The organism is Pseudomonas sp. C2B4, from assembly GCF_013359695.1.
In the GTDB taxonomy this organism is placed as follows: Bacteria; Pseudomonadota; Gammaproteobacteria; order Pseudomonadales; family Pseudomonadaceae; genus Aquipseudomonas.
The window spans coordinates 1-19,393 of sequence record NZ_JABFMU010000088.1 but is presented as its reverse complement, the minus strand read 5'-3'; the positions used below and the strand labels follow the sequence as shown (position 1 = coordinate 19,393).

15 protein-coding genes and 1 pseudogene are annotated in these 19,393 nt (G+C 57.1%); 6 read left to right on the top strand and 10 right to left on the bottom strand.

All coding sequences use genetic code 11. The features are described from left to right. Positions 1–97: 97 nt before the first annotated feature. Complete coding sequence (locus tag HNQ83_RS29495; protein WP_175392364.1) at positions 98–820, bottom strand: GNAT family N-acetyltransferase; 723 nt, start codon at positions 818–820, stop codon at positions 98–100. Positions 821–1,223: 403 nt separating this feature from the next. On the opposite strand from HNQ83_RS29495, the gene HNQ83_RS29490 reads away from it, so the two are divergent. Beyond that, positions 1,224–4,631 carry an Ig-like domain-containing protein gene (locus tag HNQ83_RS29490; protein ID WP_175392363.1) on the top strand — a complete coding sequence of 1,136 codons (3,408 nt, stop codon included), beginning with the start codon at positions 1,224–1,226 and terminating at the stop codon, positions 4,629–4,631. Between the two features lie 138 nt (positions 4,632–4,769). Here the strand turns inward: HNQ83_RS29490 and HNQ83_RS29485 are convergent, their stop codons facing one another. The 4 genes from HNQ83_RS29485 to HNQ83_RS29470 all read right to left on the bottom strand — a co-directional run bounded on the left by HNQ83_RS29485 (position 4,770) and on the right by HNQ83_RS29470 (position 9,113). Then, entirely contained in the window at positions 4,770–5,789 is a 1,020-nt protein-coding gene (locus HNQ83_RS29485) for a DUF3616 domain-containing protein (protein ID WP_372241940.1), read from the bottom strand. 392 nt (positions 5,790–6,181) lie between these two features. Beyond that, positions 6,182–6,751, bottom strand: coding sequence for a YceI family protein (locus tag HNQ83_RS29480; RefSeq protein ID WP_175392361.1), 570 nt, complete (start codon positions 6,749–6,751; stop codon positions 6,182–6,184). Positions 6,752–6,878: 127 nt separating this feature from the next. After that, positions 6,879–7,544 (bottom strand): phosphoribosyltransferase, encoded by a 666-nt coding sequence (locus HNQ83_RS29475; RefSeq protein WP_175392360.1) that lies wholly within the window; start codon positions 7,542–7,544, stop codon positions 6,879–6,881. A gap of 207 nt (positions 7,545–7,751) precedes the next feature. Next, positions 7,752–9,113 carry an MATE family efflux transporter gene (locus HNQ83_RS29470; RefSeq protein ID WP_175392359.1) on the bottom strand — a complete coding sequence of 454 codons (1,362 nt, stop codon included), beginning with the start codon at positions 9,111–9,113 and terminating at the stop codon, positions 7,752–7,754. A 443-nt stretch (positions 9,114–9,556) separates the two neighbouring features. Between HNQ83_RS29470 and HNQ83_RS29465 the strand changes: the two genes are divergently transcribed. Continuing rightward, complete coding sequence (locus HNQ83_RS29465; RefSeq protein WP_175392358.1) at positions 9,557–9,829, top strand: hypothetical protein; 273 nt, start codon at positions 9,557–9,559, stop codon at positions 9,827–9,829. 71 nt (positions 9,830–9,900) lie between these two features. Here HNQ83_RS29465 and HNQ83_RS29460 read toward each other — a convergent pair whose 3' ends face one another. From HNQ83_RS29460 to HNQ83_RS29450, 3 genes are all read right to left on the bottom strand, one after another. Continuing rightward, positions 9,901–10,173, bottom strand: coding sequence for a hypothetical protein (locus tag HNQ83_RS29460; RefSeq protein WP_175392357.1), 273 nt, complete (start codon positions 10,171–10,173; stop codon positions 9,901–9,903). Beyond that, entirely contained in the window at positions 10,170–11,924 is a 1,755-nt protein-coding gene (locus tag HNQ83_RS29455) for an S-type pyocin domain-containing protein (protein WP_175392356.1), read from the bottom strand. The genes HNQ83_RS29460 and HNQ83_RS29455 overlap by 4 nt, the downstream gene beginning before the upstream one ends. A 396-nt stretch (positions 11,925–12,320) precedes the next feature. Further along, positions 12,321–12,524, bottom strand: a complete 204-nt coding sequence (locus HNQ83_RS29450) for a hypothetical protein (protein WP_175392355.1) — start codon at positions 12,522–12,524, stop codon at positions 12,321–12,323. 682 nt (positions 12,525–13,206) lie between these two features. Here HNQ83_RS29450 and HNQ83_RS29445 point away from each other — a divergent pair. After that, positions 13,207–13,491: pseudogene (locus HNQ83_RS29445) on the top strand (hypothetical protein); the annotation flags it as partial. 188 nt (positions 13,492–13,679) lie between these two features. Here the strand turns inward: HNQ83_RS29445 and HNQ83_RS29440 are convergent. Further along, the gene (locus HNQ83_RS29440) at positions 13,680–14,384 is read right to left on the bottom strand and encodes a helix-turn-helix domain-containing protein (RefSeq protein WP_175392353.1); all 705 of its coding nucleotides are present in this window, start codon (positions 14,382–14,384) and stop codon (positions 13,680–13,682) included. Between the two features lie 103 nt (positions 14,385–14,487). Between HNQ83_RS29440 and HNQ83_RS29435 the strand changes: the two genes are divergently transcribed. From HNQ83_RS29435 to HNQ83_RS29425, 3 genes are all read left to right on the top strand, one after another. Continuing rightward, positions 14,488–15,429: a carbon-nitrogen hydrolase family protein gene (locus HNQ83_RS29435; protein ID WP_175392352.1), complete on the top strand. Its 942-nt coding sequence runs from the start codon at positions 14,488–14,490 to the stop codon at positions 15,427–15,429. Between the two features lie 27 nt (positions 15,430–15,456). Further along, a complete protein-coding gene (locus HNQ83_RS29430) occupies positions 15,457–15,891 on the top strand; it encodes a GFA family protein (protein WP_175392351.1) in 435 nt (144 codons plus the stop codon). A gap of 189 nt (positions 15,892–16,080) precedes the next feature. Further along, positions 16,081–17,895 carry a DUF262 domain-containing protein gene (locus HNQ83_RS29425; RefSeq protein WP_175392350.1) on the top strand — a complete coding sequence of 605 codons (1,815 nt, stop codon included), beginning with the start codon at positions 16,081–16,083 and terminating at the stop codon, positions 17,893–17,895. Positions 17,896–18,649: 754 nt separating this feature from the next. Here HNQ83_RS29425 and HNQ83_RS29420 read toward each other — a convergent pair. Beyond that, positions 18,650–19,144, bottom strand: a complete 495-nt coding sequence (locus HNQ83_RS29420) for a cupin domain-containing protein (protein ID WP_175392349.1) — start codon at positions 19,142–19,144, stop codon at positions 18,650–18,652. Between the last annotated feature and the right edge of the window lie 249 nt (positions 19,145–19,393).

The following is a 19,393-nucleotide window of genomic DNA, read 5'->3' as shown; positions in this document are numbered from 1 at the left end:
AAGGCGGAGTGTCAGGCAATACATGTGTCATATGACACTCCGCTTTCGCGAGCAGGCTCGCTCCCACATTGGATCTATGTACGGCTTAAAACTGTGATCAGACCAACCGCAACCGAGGCCCACCCACCGGCACCGCATCATCCCCCAACCGCTCGCGCACAAACTCATGGGCCTTGCGCGTCAGTTGGTCCAGATGCCGATCACGCTGCTTTTCCGCATCCTGCATGGCCCGTTTACCGTGTTTTTGCAGCAGATACGTGTGGATCTGCCGCACCTCCAGCGAACTGTAGATCGACGCCACATCCAGCAGCGCCATCAAGCCATCGCTGCCGTGGTCGCGGGTGTTCATCAACACCTGGGTCGCGCGCGCACCCACCACTTGAAAACCCATCGACTCGAAATACGGCACCTTGGCCACCGCGCACGTCAACTCGGCATGGGGGTAGCGGGCAACCATCTCGCGCAGCATCCGCCGCGCAATGCCCTGGCGCCGATGGTTGGCGTGCACCGCCATGTACGCCACGCCGCAGGCGTCAGGATCCTCCTTGATCGGCAGGTACAACAGGAACCCGGTGACCTGCTCCGGGTCATCCAGGTCGGTGGCGACGATCAGTTCCACATCGATCCCTTTCGCTCCGTTCAACGCCTCCAGGTACAGATGCACTTCATAGCCGATCGCGTACTGGTAAACGTTGTACAGCAGGTTGCTCGGCGCGATGGCGACCATGCTGATGTCGGTCAGGTTGTCGACCACCATCTGCAGGATATGGCTGTTGATGTGCTCGGGGCACGGGGTTTTGAAATGGGTGATCTGGGGCATTGCAGGGGCAGACTCCGGGGGGCGGTGGCCGCCTATCATAACGCGGATGGCCGGGCGACTCGCGCTCGATGACCGGTTTGTCTCTTCGGAAAAGGCTCGATACAAATCAATGTATTAACGCCTCTCATTTACTTTAACGCTTACAAATTTTTGGAAAGAACACCCATCAATGGTGAAACTAACCCAATGAAAAAAAGCAATTTCCCCGCAACTGAGGAATATCCCCCACCGCTTACTGAATCGCCGATGAAACACTCAGAAACAACTTGCTGATTAATCAGATCCTTATAAGCCCCTCCCCGTAGTGGCCCAACAGTTGCACGCCCCCTGATACCGCAACAGCAGTAGTCCCCACATCGGGGATGCGGGTTTCGCCAATTTGGCAGGCTCGAGGGGAAATCACATGAAAACCGTACCGCCATTCCGTTCACTTAGCTTCTTACGGAGGCCGAGTATGGCCTCTGTACTGCTGATCACCGCCAGCCTGAATTCGGCCAGCGCGGCGCCCCTCGACGATGTCAGCCAGCCGCCGCCGACAGACCCTTCGGCCTACACCAATCCACCCGCCGACCCGGTCGCCGCGGCGGCGGCGCTGGATGCCATAAAAACCATGCCCGAGGCCAACCAGGGTGCGATCGCCTTACCCAACGGCGTGTATGGCGACCGCAACACGCCACGTGCCGACAACGTGCTGCCGCCCAGCCTGCAGACCTCGTTCAAGATCCCCACCAATGGCAAACCCAGCCCGCTGTTCGGCGCCCAACCCTTTACCCAGCAACTGTTGCTGTTCGAAGAATTCGGCACGGAAAAACTCGACCCAACGCTCCCCCCGCCGCCGTTGACGTTCCCCGTTCCGACCGTCGGCCCGGCACCGGCGCAAGACCCGAATTTCGTCGCCCGCAGCGGCCCTTCCAGCACCGCGCTGGAAGCCTTCATGAAACAGCCAGGGTTGTACCCGTTTCCATCGCAGTACTCCAACGTGCTGGACCGCAACCCCTGGAAGGCGCAAATCGAAGCGTTCCTCAACCGCCAGCCCGTGGGTTCGCCGGCCGAAGGCCGTCCACCAGGAAAGGGCTGGTCCCATCAGCGCTGGAACGAGTTTTACCCGCAGGTCGCCTTCAAAACCGTGCAAGCGGGCGCCAAGCTCAACGGCGGCATGCGCGACCGCAGGCAGCTGCACAACTATGCCGTCGGTGAATTCGGGCCTGGCGGGCTCTACTACCAGACCTCGGACATCCCGACCACGACGGGTACGACCAAAGGCATCGACACCCGTTTCCACCCCAACATGCCGATTCAGAACCACAACGCACTCTGGACCTTTGACGGCACCTTTCCAGCGAAACTGCTGATGGTCCGCTATGGCCAACCGGTGCTGATGCGTCATTACAACGCCCTGCCCATCGACCCGGCCGCCAACATGGGTTTTGGCCTGCACACCATCAGTACCCACGAACACAACGGCCACTCCCCGGCGGAAAGCGACGGCTACACCAATGCGTTTTTCTTTCCGGGCCAGTACTACGACTATCGCTGGCCGATGCAGCTGGCCGGTTACGACACCATCAACACCAAGGCCGAAGACCCACGCGCGGCGTTCCCTTGCGCACCTGGCGAAACCCTCTTCGTCAACGACCTCTCGCCCGGCCTGAAGACCTGCAACAACGGCACGATCAAGATCCGTGGCGACTGGCGCGAAACCATGAGCACCCACTGGTTCCACGACCACATGCTCGATTTCACCGCCCAGAACGTCTACAAGGGCAACGCGGTGATGATGAACTACTACAGCGCCCTGGATCGCGGTAACGAGGCCCTGGAGGACGGCGTGAACCTGCGCCTGCCGAGCGGTTCCGCGTTGCCCTGGGGTAACCGTGACTACGACGTCAACCTGATGGTGGCTGACAAGGCCTGGGATCAGAACGGTCAGCTGTGGTTCAACCCGTTCAACACCGACGGCTTTCTCGGCGATCAGATCCTGGTCAACTGGCAGTACCAGCCACGCCTGAAAGTGCGCGCGCGCAGTTATCGCTTCCGCATCCTCAACGGCTCGGTGTCGCGCTACTTCAGGATTGCCCTGGTGCGTGAAATTGCCGGCAACGGTGGCGAGTTCCCGGGACCGGCGGGTTCCAACGTGTCCTACGCCCGCGTGCCCTTCCACATGATCGCCAACGACGGCAACCTCATGGAACACGCCGTACCGTTCGACGGCAGCATGGACCTGGACGGTGACGGTGATAAGCAAAACCACAACGCCATCCTGCCGACCCAGGGCATCGCCGAACGCTTCGACATCATCGTCAACTTCGCGAAAAACGGGATCAGCGTCGGCGACAAGCTGTACTTCGTCAACCTGATGGAACACCAGACCGGCAAGGGTCCGGAAGATGACCCGCTGAGCCTGGCCGACGTGCTGTCCGAGAAGTACAAGGCAGTGATCAAGCAAGGCAGCAAAGGGCCTGAGTGGGACAATGGCGACCCCGTGGTGGGCAAGTTCTTGCAAATGGTGGTGCAGCCTTACAGCGGCACGGATGTGAGCATGAACCCGGCCGATTATGAGCCAGCCAAACCGGGCAAGGCGGCGGGCAAGCTCATGATTCCGCTGACCATTGACCGCGACAGCCCTGTCGACCAGGCCAAGCTCAAGGTCGCGCGGCATCGCGAGTTCATCTTCGGCCGTTCCGACGGCACCGACGAAGCCCCATGGACCATCAAGACCGACGGCGGTTTCGGTTACGACATGGACCCTCGCCGGCTCAGTGCGGCCCCGCAACTGGCCAACGGCCCGACCGATGGCGGCTACGCCGGCGCCGGTACGCTGGAAGTGTGGAAAATCAAGAACGGCGGCAACGGCTGGAACCACCCGGTGCACGTGCACTTCGAAGAAGGCGTCATCCTCAGTCGCGACGGCAAGGCGCCACCGGAATGGGAAAAAGGCGCGCGCAAGGACGTGTATCGCATCGGTGAAGGCATCGACAGTTCGGTGGATGTGGAAGTAGCGATCCGCTTCCGCGAATTCGCCGGGACCTACATGGAGCACTGTCACAACACCCAGCACGAGGACACGTCGATGCTGTTGCGTTGGGATATCGAGCATCCCGGTCAGTTCCAGTTGATGCCAACGCCCCTGCCCGGCTGGGATGGCGTCACCTATGTCGCCTCGGCTGCGCTGCCTACCTTCCGCACCGGTGGTGACGATGACGACAACGAAGGCGAGAACAAAAAACCCGTGGCCAACCCGGACAGCGCCTCCAGCGCCAACGGGCAGCCGGTGACCATCAACGTGCTGGCCAACGACACTGATCCGGACGGTAACCTGCCGCTCAAAGTGGTGGGTCTCAGTCAACCGGATTCCGGTAAGGGCACGGTGACCACCGACGGCGTGCGTGTGATCTACACGCCACCGGCCAGCGCCCCTGGTCCGTTCACCGCGCTCTTCACCTACCAGGCCAGCGACGCCAAGGATGCCGTTTCGGAACCGGCGAACGTCTCCGTGGCAGTGACGCCAGCGCCGGTGGTCAACGAAGACCTGGTGATGACGACTGGTTCCGTCACGGTGCGCAGTAACAACCGCTACACCTGGGACCTGTCCGGCACCACGTCACGGGGCACCGGCAACACGCTGGCGGTCACCGCGGCGACCACTGCCGGACCGCTCAGCCTGGGTAACGCGATCCTCACGCCGATCGGCACCGGCGCCCGTTGGAGAGTGTCGATCACCACCACCGGCGCCGGCCCGGCGCCTAACCCGACCGTCACCATCACCTCGACCTTCGGCAAAACGGTGACCGCGCCGATATCCGTGAAATGAGGTAAGTCGATTGACGCCCGGTCCATGCAATGTGGACCGGGCGTTGTTCGATTCAGCGCAACCCGGATACGCAGAATGTCCCGAAAACCACTGAACGATCCTCGCCATCAAGGGTTCTGAGCGACCTGCGAACGGTTCCTAGCGATCGAAAAGATCCGCCACCACACTGCCGGCCTCTCCACGTCCGAGCGGAGTGTCATACACCAACAGCAGTTGGGGTTCGGCGCCATCGCCTGACGAGAAAAGCGTCATGCCTTCGGCATGGTCGCCTCTTTTACCAAAGGGAACATCCAGAACCTTCGAAAGCCCCTCCCTGAAGACCACGCTATCTCCTTTCGTCTGCACAGCATTTACCCAACGACTGACGGTCACCGGACCATCGAGGTCCATGGTGGGTCCGGCGAGAATCAACAGATCATCTCCCTCCATACACAAATCGCGAATACCCAGGCCATCCAGTTGCAGAAAGTGTTTGCGGTACAGCCGACAGTCCTCACCGAATTTCGTCAGCTTCAGCGTGTGGGGATCGTCCTCGTCCTCTTGTGGCTGGATTTCAAGAATGACTGCCCACCCTCTTAATACCGGCCCACGCAAGCCAATGAAAAGACGCTTGCCGGTCAACGCCAGTCCTTCGATATCAAACCCGTTGTCCTTGCCGGGAATGGCAAAAAAATCGCCCAGATGCTCATCACGCTTAAGCACTTTGGTCAGCGCGCTCCACGATTGCCCGCCACGCAGCTGTGCAGCTGTTCTCTGCGAGCCCGGGGTTTGGCGCACAAGCTTGAGCGTGCCGTCTTCTTTCACCACGGGAATACGGGCTAACAGATAGCGGTTACCGTCGTTACTCACATCGCTCAGGCGCTCGATGTTCTCGCCCTTGTCTTTGTTGAGTTCAGGTTGCTTGCGCTTGAGGCTATGGGACGTGATCAACCAGAGATAGTCGCCCTTGTCATCGTAGGCGAGCCCCTCTATGTCAGCTTCTTCGAACTTTTGCGGGGATTTGGGGGGAGCTGCCAGATCCAGTAATTCGTGCAGCGAAAACTGTTGGTGATCTTCATAAACATACCCGCCATCAGCTGCCTGGCCCTTCAAGACAAGGCTCTCCAGACTGAGTGTTTCATCATTGGCAAGCCAGAGCGTCTGATCGATCTGCAACACCGCAGATAATCCGTCGCGTAGTGGTTTCTTTTCATTCGTATCGTATCGACTGTTAAACTTGAGTAACACTTTCCCTATTCGACTCATGTTGGCCACCCTCTGAATTGCCTGCGCAAAAAGCCTGTTGCCAGCGCACACTTCGCGCCACTCAAGCAAATACCATTAACTATAGATTCAAGTATCCAGCCGACCGATGAGCGCTGCTTAAACTTCAGGCAATTTCGAAATAACGATTCAAGCCAACAATGCTATTCAAAGGCTCACTCAACGGCCGTTATTAAAGAATTACTAACGTTAATCACACTTAGAGCGAGATATAAAACTCATCACTTCAATTAACGAACTTACACTGGCCAGTACTTGAGACATGCCAAACGTCTCTCCGTCGAACGTCACTGCTCCGGAGCAACCACCCGAAACCGGATATTGATCTCGTTGGACACAACGCTATCGGCCCATTCACCGTCGCCGATCTTGAAGTCACTGCGCTCCAGCACCAGTTCACCGTCGAATATGCCGATCGCGCGCTCAGACTTGAGCATGACCGGCACGGCCACTTCCCGGGTCATTCCCCTGAGCGTGAGGTTGCCAGTGATCTGGTAGCGGTTATTGCCGAGGTCCTTGAATCGGGTCGACTCGAAAGTCGCCACCGGATAACTGGCGGTGTCGAACCATGCAGGCTTTTGCAGTTCGGCATTGGCGTCCTCGCTGCCGGCATCGATGCTGTCGAGGTCGATCGTCAATTTGGCGTGGGCTGCCTCCGGGTAGCGGGTATCGAAATCGAGCACGCCCTCGAACTTGCGGAAAGTGCCATAGACCCTCGACCCCATCTGGTTGTAGGTAAAACTGATGGTGCTGGCCGTGGGATTCACGTCGGCGTATTCGGCGGCTTCGGCGCCGGGTAACACACCGAATGCAACGATGGCGACCCATGCAGTGAAACGCGGGAATCGTGAACTCATGGAACACTCCGGGCCGGGGCGCCCTCATCGGGTTGAAGTGTTAAACACACGCAAGCCAGCAACAGGGAGGACTAAAGCAAACAAAGGCTGTTTATTCCACCTTGAACAGCCGACGCCATCACATTCATCACTCACTGCCGCCAGTCTCTCGCCGCCACGCCCGCTGCAACAGATCCATGACTTCCCTATCCGATGTCTGGGTGAAGTCCATGTACCAATAACCGATCGACATCATCCAGTCGGGAATCAGCGGGCAGATCACTTCATCTACTTCACGGCGCAACGCCTCGACGGTTTCCATCGGTGCCACCGGTACCGCGACCACGATGCGCGACGGCGCGTGCACCCTAGCCGCGTGGATCGCCGCCATCATCGAAGCACCGGTGGCCAGGCCGTCGTCGATCAGGATCACCACCTGGTCCTTGAGTTGCAGCGGCGGGCGGTTGCCGCGATAGACCTGTTCGCGGCGCTGTAGCTCTAGGGTTTCCCGGGCCACCACGGCATCGAACGCAGCCTTGTCGATCGGGTGCGCCCGCAACGCCTGTTCATTGAGAACCTGAATGCCGCCACTGGCGATCGCCCCCATGGCGAACTCCTGATGCGACGGCACCCCGAGCTTGCGCACCAGCATCAGGTCCAGGCGAACCTCAAGGGCGGTGGCCACTTCATAAGCCACCGGCACCCCGCCACGGGGCAAAGCCAGGACAATGACATCGGCACGATGGGCGTAAGGGAGCAGCGGCTCCACCAGGCGGCGCCCGGCGGCGGCGCGGTCTTGCAGGATGGGGCCCATTTGAAAACCTCCTCAGGCGGTCACGCCTGTCGGATATCAATTCCCCCATCCATGAATTCTCGGCGCGACGGTGGCCGGCAGCAAGTCCAGTCATGCCTGACTTTCAACTTCACCACCCATCCCTGTGGGAGCGGGCTTGCCCGCGAAGACGGCAGTGAATTCAGCAGAAAATTCGACTGACAAGCCGCTCTCTCGATGCCTCCTTCCCTACACCAACCGCTCAATCTTCTGATGCTGCCACACCATCTTGTAATACAGCGTCTGCAACGCCAGCATCCCCAGATACGCCACCGGAAACGCCATCCACACCCCTTGCAGCCCGAACCGCGCATCCAGCAGGTACGCCACCGGCAACTGCACACCCACCACGCACACAATGGAAATCGCCACCGGCACCATCACCGTGCCACTGGCCCGCATGATGCCGCCGATGATCGCCTGGAAGCCAAACACCAACAGACTCCAGAGCATGATGTGCAACAGGTGCTCGGCCATGCTGCGCGTCGCCTCCTCGGTGAGGAACGAGCCCAGCAACCAGTGCGACAGCAAGTACCCCAACACCACCAGTCCACCGGTCAGGCACACATTGATCAGCATCCCCGTGCGCAAAATCGGCCCGATGCGCTCGATGCGCCCTGCCCCGATCGCCTGCGCCCCTAGGATCGATGCGGTGATCGCAATCGACAGCGCCGGAAACTGCACGTAATTGACGATCTGCGTCACCGCCCCATACGCCGCCGTCGCCTGGGAACCGTGCTGGTTCACCAGCGCCAGAATCACCAGCTCCGACAATGACAACACCACCATCTGCAACCCGGTGGGCAAACCGATGCGCAGCACTTTGCCAAGGATCGCCATGTCCAGCTTCATCGCCGCAAAAAACTCCCGGTCCGGCGCCAACGGATGACCCTTGCGAATCAAGCGCCACGCCAACCAGCCCATCGCCGCCAGGTTCCCCGCCAACCCGGCAAACGCCGCACTCTGAATCCCCAGCATCGGCAACCCGAACCAGCCGCGAATCAACGCCGGCGTCAGCGCAAGGCCAATGCAGGTCGACACCACCAACGCCAACAACGGCGACAGCGTGTCACTCACCCCGCGCAACAACTGCGTGAACAACACAAACACCAACAGCGACGGCATGAACCACAACATCACATGGGCATACGAAACCGCATCGTCCAGTACATCCCCCGGCGTCCCCAACCCCACCAGCGAAGACCGCGCAAACACACTGCCCACCACCGCCGCCACCAAACCGATCAACAACCCCAACAACAACGTCGCCCCGGCGATGGCCTTCACCAGATGCGGCTCCCGCGCCCCCCAGGCCTGACCGATCAACACACCAGCCCCCGCGCCGAGGCCGATGACCAGGGCAATGAAGAAGAACACGATGGGGAACATGCCGGACACGGCGGCCAATGCCTGGGTGCCGAGCATTTGACCGATGTAGATGCTGTTGACGGTGCCGGACATGGATTGCAGGAAGTTCGACAGGACCATCGGGGCGAGGAACAGGAGGTAGGTTTTCCAGAGCGGGGGTTGGGGTTTGAGTGGGGTTTGCATGGGGTGGAGGTCCGTCTCGACTGCTGGCGTGTGGGTTGAGGATAGCTTCGGTGAGTTACGAGCAAGGGGCAATGGACATTTCAGCGCTGTGTTTAATTTCCAGCGAAGTGAGGTGAAAGGTCCGAGATTTTATCGATATGGGTCCTACATGAAGTTCGGAAGTCCTCACCTATCTCCGCTGATCTTGTGTGACCTATAGTCACCCCCGTCGCCCAAATGGCGATACAGGTTTGGCGACCTGATCACAGAGAATGCGAGAGCTATCCGCTTCATTGCAGGTATCATCGCACCCGCAAAGCCGCTGTCATGGCGGCTGTGCGCGGGAGACCTCAGGGTCTGCCGGTTTCTCTGTTGCCGGTTCGCCAACCTGCGCACAGCTGCCACCCAATCGTTTGGCGACGACTGAGTGACGGCTTTTAGCCAATCAAACAGAGATCTTCAAAATGAATCGATACATGCCTCTTACGGGAATCGACTTGATTCCGGCCTCATTGCTCATTGATACCCAAGCCCCACTTGACGTCCTGCAAGCCATGGCGGATTACCGGATTCGTACGGTTACGCAGGTGCTGGAGAACATCGCTTTCCGCGCCGAGCTCGGTTGCGACACGGTGGTGTTGTCGGATTTTTCCAAGCTGCTGGCCATTCCGTTGCGGGATGGGTGTGATTTGATGGATGTGATTGGGCGGCGTTTGCGGGCGCTGGCGGCGGAGTGAATGAAAACGGGCGCCAAGGCGCCCGTTTCTTGTTAACCATCGTCCCTTAAAGAGAAAGACACCTAGTAACATCAATCAAAGGTGTATTTCCCCTCTAACATGAATGTTGGTTCTCGCCAGTTGACACCCCTGGTAATTCGGGTATCCGTCATTTCTACCAACCCAGCATCACGCATCTTCCAGACAAGATGCAATAACCCCATATTGTCACTCACATGCGCCCATTTAGCCCGATTGTAAAGTCCATCAAGCCGAGGAAGATCGATACCTAATTCATTTTTGGTAAGAAATAGAATCACCTCTTCAGGATTCTCGTTGAGCACTATGGTTGTTATGACACTCATAGTTTTCCTCCTACTAATTGTTTGGCTTCTCGTTCGGATTGCTTGTTATCTGCCGCTATTGCTTCTGCCGTATAGAGCAGCTCAAATTCACCACTCAGTTTATAGTCTTCGAGTGTCGCTGTGTGAGCATTATTCCAAGTAACACCACCATCTTTCGGATTTACACCGTCTACCACACCTAACGCTCTGAAACGTTCAAGCTCTCTCAGCTCATGAGTATAGAAACGTTTATCGATATCCGTGATGACTAATTTGCCCTGTAGAATTTTTTCCAATCGCTCAATCATGATGGCATTGGCATCCGAAGGCTCGAATCGGCCCGTATGCAACTTCACCAAATCAATACCCACTTGCGTCACGGTGGCATTTGTCCAATTCAAATCTAGCATCGGGCCTCCGGCCTTGGCGGTGTTGTAAGGTCGACCACTGTACTTACCTCTCGTGGTAGCTCCTTCATAAGGACTATTGAAAACAACGTAAATAGGCGGTAGACCGCTTTCGATCGGAAAGCAATAAATGCAATCTCTGAAATCAGGCAACTGAAAAGCCGGCAAAACTTCGGGCACCACAAGCAATGGCGTCAGTTCAACACCTGTATAACTCGGAATATTCGCAGGGCGAGCAGGCGAAGTGGTTGAGCTGCCCCCTTGGTGAATGACAGGAAAGCCGAGGGTAATGGGTGGTGTGCCGTGTGACGTGAAACTATAACTGCTGGTGTTCAGGTCGAATACCAACGCTCGTACTGGTACTGCTGGAGAAATACGCCCTCCACTCGGCGTTGCAACCAGTGTGTATTGCCCAGGGTCACCATAAATCCTATAGGGAAGATCAATTGTGCCTCCGGCAGAGGCGATTTCATTCAGGTTAGTTGTTGCATCGGGCAAGAGTTTACTGCCAGATAGTTTAAGAGCCGTCTGAGGATAACGCTCGCCGTTACCCAGAGCGGGGGAATAGAGCAAAGCCCCGAGCCCGATTGCTGTTGCTCGACTGAGCAATGCTTCCCCCAATCCTGCCAACAAGTGAATGCTTCTATGGATTGCCGCCTCGACGCCCCAACCGTTTGTGCTGTTAAGCGTAACGGCACCCGCCACAGTAACCACTTCGGCGGACTGATTAAGGGTCAAGTTGAAGTTGTTAGCAGTTTCACCTCTAGCCAAGGCTGAGTGGATTTCAGCATCTATGGAGAGTGAAGCGTCCTCCAAAATGGAAACAGCCTTGACGAGGATTCGTTTAAAGTTGGTGGCTGTCAGATTTAACAGAAAACTTTCATAAAAGTCTAAGCGTTCTTCCTCGTGCTCCAGGGTATCCAGACTAGTGAAACAATAAGCGAAATCCGTTCTGTCTAACGACAATGCGTCTACGCCAAAAAACTGATCCGCCCCACTCCAAGCCCTACTCCATATAACCCGCTGCAGTAGTTTGACAATAAATACTTTCTTTTTTAAGGCAATCTCCAACTGATTGAATGATCCGGCATCAGCAGCTGAACTTATGAGCCCCTCAACCTCACTCCGCACACCCGTTGTGCCATTCGAAAAAACACTACTTATCTGATCGTGTAGCGAATACCCTATAGCGAGAAATCTTTCATACGCATCAGGCTCTTTAACGACGCTTTCAATACTGGTGGTCAAAGTAACCGGCGGAATAGCTCCATCCCATTTCAGAGCACTGTCAAAGCTTGAAGTAAACCCGGAAAAACGAGCGCTCGACGACTTCAAAGCCGGAGGAAAGGCGATTGATTCTTGCATGCAGCATTCCTTGCATTAATTAAGTTCCACGTGAAAGAAGCACTTAATTAATGCTGCGACAGCGCACAACTATCAACAATAAAACATTTACTAAATATACGGCGACTAGAAACCACCCAAGCAACCCTTATTACACATAGAGAAATTTCCCACATCAGAAATTCCGATTTCAGGCGAATGTTGTGGCGCGCCTCGTAGGGGGGTGTGACCCGGGAAATCGGCTAGTGCCGGCGTCGGTTTGAATAAATAAACGGGCGCCGAGCGCGCCGGTTGTTTCCCCGACCACTAGGTAAGCCCGCCCCGGCTTTTGCTCCCGCTGTGACGCCTTGACGTTCATAAATACTTTCGAGCCGCGATGGGCACATAATAAAACCCTGTACCGCTGGTCTGAATTCCTCAAAACCGAGTCATAATCTCGTCCATAATCAGATTCTGAGTTTCAACACTTGGTCTGTGGCGATAAGCCACGGCGAAAAAAGCAACGCCTTCGTAGTCGCAGCGAATTGAAAACGTCATGCCTTCACGCAACCCAAAGATTGAGCGCTCCCCTGCGTCAACAAAATATTTTGCTTGTGTCAGAACGGTTTTGGCGTGCTCCATGCACCCCACTTTGCTAAGCGCGTGCTCTTTCCAATTGGTAGTGATACGCACAGTCGAAGTTTCACTGTCATCCTCAGGTGGCCGAATGATTTGTTTAGGGGGGGCGTTGCTGGAGCAAGCGGTCAGCCCCATTGTTACAACACTCACTAAACAACAAAAACAAAGTCTCGAATGCACAAGTGAACTTCGCATCATCAGGCCTCCCTATGACAACCTGCCATCAGTGAACTGTAGATTACTAATGCAATAGCAGATCTCCGTTTTTTTGCGGTAAGGCTGTAGAGCAGGCAGGTCAGTTAGCACGAAGGACCTGGCCTGATCAGCCAGGTTTTTCATGACTTTTGATTGGCGCTTTCGCTTCAACGGCCAGAAGAACACTTGATGCCCGTCACAGTGCATTAGCCACTGACATAACGCATAGCCTGTAGCCGCTGGCGAAGCCTGCGTTCGGCGGCGCAGCCGTCGTAAACTCATAATCTGCGGTGCGTCAGGTGATCCGCGTCAGCCGAATTGACGACAGCTACGCCGCCGAACGCAGGCTTCACCAGCTGCTACAAAGCGTCCGGTTTTTGCATCCATTGACTGCATCAATAGTCACCATCAACTCAATGAAGTTCTCTTAAAAATTCTGCGGCGTAACATCAGCTCCATACCAACCAATAACACCGCGGAGCACACGATCATGAAACGCCAAACCATTCTCAGCATCGCTTTCTCGGTTTTCGCAGTTAACGCTTTCGCCGCTACTTCTACTCAACCTGTAGTCGCTGAAGGCGGCTCGGATCGTCTGATCGAAAGCCGTGTGGCTGAAGGGGGTTCGGATCGTCTGATCCAGAATCGTGTTGCTGAAGGTGGTGCTGATCGCCTCCTCGAAAAACGTGCTGTAGCTGCTGATGGTTCGGATCGTCTGCAAGGCAACACCGTCGCCGCCGATGGTTCCGACCGCCTGCAAGGCAACACTGTCGCCTAACTCAATCGCGACACCGCTCCACCCAAAAAGCCCGGCCTGATCAGCCGGGCTTTTTCGTGGGTGCTCGATTGAATGCGTTGGGCCGCACATTGTAGGAGCGAGCATGCTCGCGATGGACGTCAACGATAACGCGGGCTGTCTGGGTGATCGCGTTGCCTGGAGGTTTTTCGCGAGCATGCTCGCTCCTACAGGCGTTGTGCGTGACGAGCCACCGCCCCCCTCCGCGTCCCCGCAAACGCACTCGTCCCCAACCAGCGCCACACGCTCTCCGCATCCTTCACCGCACCATCCACCCGCAGCTCCCCTGACTCCAGCACCTCCCGCGGTGTGCGGTCGCCCGCCCACACTTCGGTCAATGCGCGCACGCTGGAGTCCACGACCAGGGTCAGTTCGCGTCCGGGGTCATCGCGACATAGGTCCGCCACGCCCTGTTCCACCACCAGCCACCAGGCTTGCTCGCCGGGCCGCGCGTCGCGGAATTTGAACTGGATGACCACCGGTCGTGGCGGGAATGTCTCAAGGTGTACGAAGCGACGCACGTCCCACATGAGCAGGCCGGCGTCGAGTTGGTCATCGCGCAGGCGGCTGCCGATCCAGCGAGCGCCCCAATGACCCAGCGCCATGATGATGGGGCGCAATTCTTCGCCCGCCTCGGTCAGGCTGTATTCCCAGACTTTGCCGACGGCGGTGCGATGCACGACGCCTATCTCTTCGAGATGGCGCAGCCGTTGCGCCAGCAGGCCGGTGGACATCCGGGGTACGCCGCGATGGAGTTCGTTAAAGCGCTTGCTGCCGCACAGCAGCTCGCGCACGACCAAGGGTGTCCAGCGTTCGCACAGTGCTTCAGCACCGCGTGCGACCGTGCAGAACTGACCGTAGCTCTCTTCCATTGCCTGGGACCCCGCGACTGCAACGCTTCAGATTCTGAACTAGTCCCGTCCCCTCCTCACGCGCAGGCTCAAGACTTCGAAGCCAAGAGCCAAGGAGAACGCCATGACCAAGGTAGCCATCATTCAGCGCCCGCCCGTGCTGCTCGATCGCAGCGCGACGATCGCCCGGGCCGTGCAATCGGTCGCCGAAGCCTCAGCGGCGGGAGCCTCGCTGATCGTGTTGCCCGAATCGTTCATTCCCGGTTACCCGTCGTGGATCTGGCGGCTGGCGGCGGGAAAGGACGGGGCTGTCATGGGCCAGTTGCATACGCGGTTGCTGGCCAACGCTGTTGATATTACCCACGGTGACCTGAGCCCCTTGTGCGAGGCCGCCAGGCTTCACGCCGTGACGATCGTGTGCGGCATCAATGAATGCGACCGGCGCAACGGCGGCGGCACGCTCTACAACAGCGTAGTCGTGATCGGCCCCCACGGCGAAGTGCTCAACCGGCACCGCAAGCTCATGCCCACCAATCCCGAGCGCATGGTGCATGGCTTCGGCGATGCCAGCGGGTTGCGTGCGGTCAATACACCGGTCGGGCGCCTCGGTGCGCTCATCTGTTGGGAAAACTACATGCCGCTGGCCCGCTATGCACTGTATGCCCAAGGGGTGGAAATCTACGTCGCCCCCACGTACGACACGGGCGAGGGCTGGATCAGCACGATGCGGCATATCGCACTCGAAGGCCGCTGTTGGGTGCTCGGCAGTGGCACCGCGCTGCGCGGCGACGACATCCCCGACGACTTCCCGGCGCGGACTCAACTGTTTCCCGATCCGGAGGAATGGATCAACGACGGCGACTCGGTGGTGGTCAATCCCCAAGGCCGGATCGTCGCCGGTCCATTGCACCGGGAGGCCGGCATTTTGTATGCGGACATCGACGTCGCCCTGGTGGCGCCAGCACGGCGAGCGCTCGACGTGACCGGCCACTACGCACGCCCTGACATTTTCGAGTTGCAGGTGCGGCGTACAGCCGCGACCTCGGTGCGCTACATCGACGCGTGAAGTCAGCATTGATCGAGGAGTCATTACATGAACACTGAACGGTCTTACAAGGGCAGTTGTTTTTGCGGCGCCGTCGAGTTCACCGTCAGCGGCGAGCCCGCCGCGATGGGCTATTGCCATTGCGAGTCGTGTCGGCATTGGTCAGCAGGGCCGGTCAATGCCTTCACGCTGTGGAAGCCCGAAGCGGTGCGCGTGACCCGGGGCGCTGACAACATCGGCACCTATAACAAGACACCGCAGAGCTACCGCAAGTGGTGCAAGACCTGCGGCGGGCACCTCTTCACCGAGCATCCGGGGATGTGCCTTATCGACGTGTATGCGGCGGTCATCCCGGATCTCGCGTACGAGCCGGGGCTTCACGTTCATTATCAGGAGACAGTGCTGCGCATCAGGGACGGGTTGCCGAAGCTGAAGGATGTGCCTGGGGAATTGGGGGGATCGGGGGTTCGTGTGGATGAGTAGCGCCTGAGCGGGAAAGAGGTCGGACTGATTTGGCCCAGTAAATCCGACCCTCCCCCCGTCGTTGAGCGCCCATTTTATTTATGCACGCAGACAACTCATTCGGTTGCGGCCTTCAGGTGCCTGAGCTAACGTCCGTAGCGATTTCCACATCGACTTTACCCTCTCTGCTGTGCGCTCCAAGGACGAAAAATGGCATACAAATCCAGCACCATTGCGGGTGTCATCCGCCGCTTGAACCGTGACTACTACTTGCCGGCTATCCAGCGCCCCTACGTATGGACGCCAGAACAGATTGTTCGCCTGTTCGACAGCTTGCTCAAAGGCTACCCCATCAGCTCTTTTCTTTTTTGGGACATAGAGCCGTCACAGGCTGAAAAGCTAGACATCTATAAATTTGTCGAAGATTTCAAATTCGGTGATTTCCACAACGAAGCGGCGGCGATCAACGACCAACCTCTGACGTTGGTGCTCGATGGTCAGCAACGCCTGACCTCTCTGTTGATTGGTCTGCGCGGCAGCTACAAGGTCAAGCTGAAGGGAAGGCGCTGGCAAAACCCTGACTCTTGGGTTCGACAAAATCTTTACCTCGACTTGATGAAAGATGCGAGTGATGAGGACGCCGAATCCGATATCTCCTACGGCCTGTCATTCTTCACGTCGCCACCAACGGTTCAAGACAACGCTCATTGGTTTCCTGTCAGCAGCATCATGCAGTTCGCGGACAAGGATAAGTTCGATGTCTATCTCGAAAGACTACTGGAAACCCTGGAGGGAAAAGACGTCAGTCGCACGGATTGCAGGATCATCGAGCGAAATTTGAAAAAGCTCTACCACGCCATTTGGGTGGATGAATCCATCGCATTTTTCACCGAAACCAGTCACTCGCTGGAGCGGGTTCTGGATATTTTTGTCCGTGCCAACGAAGGTGGTACCAAGCTCAGCAAGTCAGACCTGCTGCTGTCGACTATCACCACGACCTGGGGAGATCTCAACGCACGGGAAGAAATCTATGGGTTTGTGGATTACTTGAATACGGGTCTGGCCCGCAACAACAACTTCGACAAAGACTGGGTCATGAAGGCCTGTCTGGTGCTGTCGGATTTGCCGAACGCTTACAAAGTCTCCAATTTCACCAAGAAAAATCTGGACCTGATCCGTGAGAACTGGGACAGGATCAAATCCGCCCTCGAAATGACCGTACGCCTTACCAACGACTTCGGCATTGACCGCGAAACACTGACAAGCGCCAACGCGTTATTGCCGATCGCCTATTACTTCTTCCAAACCTCCATGCGTTTCAATTCGACCGAAGCCAGGCACGTCGAAGCTGTCCGGGCCATGCACCGTTGGCTTGTCAAGGCGCTGTTGGCGAGCACGTTCGGCGGATCGTCCGACGGCACCATCAGCCAGTCCCGAAAAATCATTCAGGAGAGCCTTGCCACCTCCAGCGATTTCCCGGAACAAGCGCTACTGATCGGCCTGCGCCGACAAAGCCAAATCGACTTCACCGACCCTCGTAGCCTGGACGATCTGCTGTCCCTGACGCATCAGGAGTGGACCTGTTTCTTCGCCATCTCCCTGCTTCATCCGGACACCCGCTGGGGGAACGCGCAATACCATGTCGATCACATATTCCCGCAAGGCAGCCTGACGAAATCGAAGTTGCTCGGCCAAGGTATTTCCGAGTCAGAGGTAGACGCTTACCTTCAGGGCAAAGACCGGTTGAGCAATCTGCAATTGTTGCCTTACCTCGACAACATTGAAAAATCTGACACACCGTTTGAGGTGTGGCTGGCAGACCGCAGCCCGGCATTCATTCATCAGCATTCGATTCCATCAGAACCAGCGCTTTACAAGACCGAGCGCTTCCTGGACTTCCTGGACGCGAGGGACGTTTTACTGCGCAAGCGCTTTGCCGAAGTTCTAGGATTTGGAGAAACATTGCTGGCAGAAATGGCAGCTGCATCCGAGGAAGAACTCGAGGTAATCGAGTCAAAAAAGTAGTCGCTTCGTCTCTTTTGGTTCCAGAAGCAAAGGATGGCTCCATCTTCTCGCCCAAGTTAAGGACTAAAGGTGGATTCACGGTAGGACGCAAAGGAGACGAGCGAAAAATAGCTGACTTTGAACAAGCACTGGCTTATTTGAGAGCCCAGCCTTCGGCACACTGGCGCAGACCCAATGAGCACGGTAACTGGGGTATCGTCACCGCAGTGCGCTGGGTTGCTGCCGCCGAGCAACAGTAGGACGGCTCGGCTTTTGTTCGTTAAAGGTTCGCCAAATACGGTGTAAAAGCTCGGAAATATGACAGGCTTTGCAATGAAGCCTGTCGTATCCCCCGCCAACCCAGCATAACTTGCCTCTATTTCTGCCATTGTTCCCGCTTACACCGCCACGCCCCCCAACAATGATGGCAAACAGCTACGCTCTCCCCGTTCTCTCCGACACACCTTCACCCATCCAATACCAACCAATGACCCTGTGGCGAGGGAGCTTGCTCCCGTTGCACCGTTCCGTGCTCGGGGCGACATGGAGCTCGCTCCCTCGCCACAGGGTCATTGTCTGACTTGCCTGACCGCCAATTGCGGCGCGGCTGGGTGCGTTGGGGCGTAGGTTTCATCAGTGACTGTGGGAGCGAGCCGGCTCCGGGCGGCGTTCCGACGAAAGCAATGGGTCAGTCAACAACGATGTTGAATGTGAAGCCGTCTTCGCGAGCAGGCTCGCTCCCACAGTTGGTCCGGGTTAATCCTGGAAATTTTTCTTACTTCAACGCATTGCGCGGATCATCATGGCTATCCACATACTCAAGGCCCAGCGGACCTGTCCCGTAGACTTGCGAGATGTACTCGCCTGACCTCGCCCAGTGGAAGTGCGGCGTATTGGCCGGGAGTATCACCACGCTGCCGGGGCCATAGGCGACCAGTTTGTCCGGATCGAAAACGGTGCCAAAACCAATATAGAAAACACCGGACATGACGGTGTAGATGCGGTCTTCTGGATGCGTATGGGGCATCAGTTTGGTGCCGTTCGGCACTTTGACGCGGACCACATAGGGTGCCGGCTTACCGGGATCGCCGACCAGGACAGCCAGTTTCACTTCTTTGGGGAAAGCTGGAAAGCTGCGCCACTCCACGTCCTCATTGTGTAACGCACCGGTTTTACCCAGCGGTAAGGGTTGTGCCTGGACGACCGGCATGGCTGCGTTTGCGACCACAAGTGCTGTCAGGCAGGCCGTTTTCATAAAGCGCTGAAACATGAGAGATACCTTGGCTACGCGGTACTGAATCGTGCGACTGACTGTAGGGGGGCCTGGGGTTAGTGATAAGGGTGTTGTCGCGCATTTCAGTTAATACGCCGTGTTATCAATGCTCTGCCACTCATGCGTTGTGTCAGTCACCCTCATTGTCGATTGACACTCCGCTTTCGCGAGCAGGCTCGCTCCCACAGGGATCTCCAGTCGACACAACCAACCATTGACTGCGTCAATAGTCACCATTAACTCAAT